Below are 2,559 nucleotides of genomic sequence, written 5' to 3'. Positions count from 1 at the left end.
GAAATGCGGCGCGCGGCCTCGCCGCCGGGTCGGTTGTAGCCGGCGAATTTCCAGGCGTTGTTCATCAGGCGCTGCGCCTCTTCCGGCGACTGCGCCGCGTTCAGCGCATCGATCAGGCCAGGGTCTTCCTGGAGAAAATACTGCGCCTGAAGCTGCGGCGACGGAGCGTTTGCATCGCCGCCGTTGCTGCCGGCAAAGGTGCGCATCGCCTCAAAACGCGGACCACGCCACGACAGGATGCCGCCAGCGGTGCCAGCCTGGCCGCTTTCGCTGGGGTCCGACCAGGAACCGAAAGCGTTCTTCGGACTGAAACGGCTTTCGGCGTTGGCGGTGGCGGCGACGGCTGCGAGGCCGTAAGGATTGGTGACCTTGCTTTTCACCGTATCCATGAAGCCGTTGTAGACGTCATTGCCGGAAAGGTCCGGAGCGCTGCCCATCGAGCCGCCACCAAGGGCCGAAGCGACCGCACCGCCGCCGCGCGGCGTCACGGTCGACGTTGCTGCCGGTGCACCACCGCCGAACAGCGCCGAAAAGACACCGTCACCGCCGGCGCGCATATCGCCTTGCGCCTTGATGATGCGGTTCAGGTCTCGCCTGCCCCTGATCGCCTGTCCGACCACGACAAGGCCTTCGCCGACATTGTGCGCGATCGGCTGCTGGTTAAGCAGGGCCTCGGCAACGGCGCGAGCCTTCGCCAGTTCCTCGGGCGTCTGGTACTGCTGGCCGGGGCCGAAGATGAAACCCATGATCCCCTCCTAGATGAACGACGCGCCGAGAGAGAACAGGCCACCCAGAAGGTTCTGGGTGTTCGCTTGGCTCTGCTGCCAGTTTTGGAGCTTCTGGTTGTAGTTGGTGTTGATCAGGCCGGCGACATCGGTCGTCGGGATCGTCGGCATGTTCGCATTGACGAAATTCGGCTGGCTCACCTGCGACCCGGACAGCAGCGCGGTCAGGTTGTTGATGGGTGCCGAGTTCTGCGCCAGCGCCTCCTGCACCGCCTGCCCGCGCCCGGACAGCAGCAGCGAGTTGTAGGCGTCGTTTTCGCCCTGGTTCTGAATGTTGTGCGCTTGGGCGTAGTTGTCGGATCCCGGACGGATGCCGCGGTTGATTAGGTCGGCTTCATTCGCCGCGCGGCGGGCGTCCAGCGCCGGCTGAAGCCGCTTCATGCCGAGGTCCATCAACCGGGCTTCTGTCGCGTCGTTCGACAGGTCGACCGGCTTCGACAACCAGTCTTTCAGGAACGACGACTGGCCCGCCGCCAGCTCGCCGAGGTTGAGCTTGGCTTGGTCGGTCTGATCCTTGATCGCCTGCCCGGTCTGCGAAAGCGTCTGCGTCGCCGTGTAGGTCGGGATGTCGTAGGACTTTCCGGTATAGGGGTCGTTCCACTTATAGGTGCCGGACTGGCTGTAGGTGAGATTGCCGTCAGGCGTGACCTGGTTGACGTTGCCAAGGTTCGCGTTGGCGACAGCCGTGCCGACGTTCGTCGAGGTCGACGCCGCGGAGGTTTCTTTGGGATCCGGCGGGGCGGGAGGATCGGGCGCGCACATCTTGTCAGGCCTCCTGAAGGAAATACGTCATTGCGATTGCCGACCGCTTGAAGCCCACGCGCTCGCACATCTTGGCAACACGCAGATCGGTGGCGATGGTCACGTGTGCCCTGACGCAGCCACGCGCTTTGAGTTCGGCCAGGATGTGCCTGGTGAAACGGCGTCCTATGCCGTTCCGGTGATCCGGCCGCATGTAGATCGTGTCCTCCATGGCGATGGGTTCGCTGTTGTGCATGTCCTGCGTGATCCAGATGAAGGCGTAGCCGACTGCCTCGCGCTCGTTCCTGACCACGAAGCAGAGCAGATGGCTGGCGGTGCCGTAGACGTTCAGCCGCGGCTTGAACTCGCCGATCGACATGCCCTCGGCCGCCATGCGCGCCTGCATCTCGCCATAGTGCCGGCGGCAAAGCGGTTCGAGCTCCGGCCAGGCCTCGTTGAAGTTCTCGATGGCGATGTCGTACCTCATACGACCACCCCGCCATTTTCAAAGGTCACGTCGAGCTGCACGAACTCGACATCGGGGCGGCGATTGAGAAAGCCGGTAACCTGCACCTGCGGCTGCACCACGTATCCGGTCTTGCCGATCGAAATCCATTGGCCGCCGCTGACGGTCGCCACCGGCGCGGCCTGATCCCAGAGAGCAACGTCCCACAGGCCGGAGTCCCACAGGTCAGCCGTGCCACCATCGGCCGCGTCCGGGGCCGTCGGCAGGGTCACCGTGTAATTGACCGAGAACGAGATTTTCGGGTTGAACGGCGTCGAGGCGAGGAAGGTCGGCCGCGCCTGGTGCACGGTTTTCAGCCGGCCAAGCGTTTTCATGTGATCAGGATTGCCGACGTAGGTGTAATAGATCGGCCCGCTGTCATCATTGCCGTTGATCTCGCCTTCGAAGACCTTGCCGTCATTGGTGCCGAAGAAGAGGCGGCTGTCGTGCAATTCGATGCAGCGGGTTGCCCATCCGACGAACTTGCACCAGGCCCCGGTTTCGAGATTGACGACGAACGACCAGGCC

Annotated in this window: 3 protein-coding genes and 1 pseudogene; all 4 read right to left on the bottom strand. The window is 63.6% G+C overall.

All coding sequences use genetic code 11. From position 1 onward, the window contains the following. The coding region (locus EN745_RS33435; protein WP_348630984.1) for a phage tail tip lysozyme at positions 1 to 746 on the bottom strand (746 nt) is incomplete at its 3' end. A gap of 9 nt (positions 747 to 755) precedes the next feature. Continuing rightward, positions 756 to 1,547 carry a hypothetical protein gene (locus tag EN745_RS33430; RefSeq protein ID WP_189363242.1) on the bottom strand — a complete coding sequence of 264 codons (792 nt, stop codon included), beginning with the start codon at positions 1,545 to 1,547 and terminating at the stop codon, positions 756 to 758. A gap of 4 nt (positions 1,548 to 1,551) precedes the next feature. Then, positions 1,552 to 2,013 (bottom strand): GNAT family N-acetyltransferase, encoded by a 462-nt coding sequence (locus tag EN745_RS33425; RefSeq protein WP_127423212.1) that lies wholly within the window; start codon positions 2,011 to 2,013, stop codon positions 1,552 to 1,554. Continuing rightward, positions 2,010 to 2,559 (bottom strand): annotated as a pseudogene (locus tag EN745_RS33420) (hypothetical protein); the annotation flags it as partial. The pseudogene EN745_RS33420 and the gene EN745_RS33425, both read right to left, overlap by 4 nt.

It is taken from the genome of Mesorhizobium sp. M4A.F.Ca.ET.022.05.2.1, from assembly GCF_003998845.1.
Taxonomy (GTDB): Bacteria; Pseudomonadota; Alphaproteobacteria; order Rhizobiales; family Rhizobiaceae; genus Mesorhizobium.
The sequence above is the reverse complement of the archived record's forward strand: the minus strand, read 5'-3'. Positions and strand labels throughout refer to the sequence as shown.

Excerpts from the sequence above, each read along its gene's own strand:
- EN745_RS33425 (WP_127423212.1), bottom strand. The coding sequence starts at position 2,013 with ATGAGGTACGACATCGCCATCGAGAACTTCAACGAGGCCTGGCCGGAG.
- EN745_RS33430 (WP_189363242.1), bottom strand. The coding sequence starts at position 1,547 with ATGTGCGCGCCCGATCCTCCCGCCCCGCCGGATCCCAAAGAAACCTCC.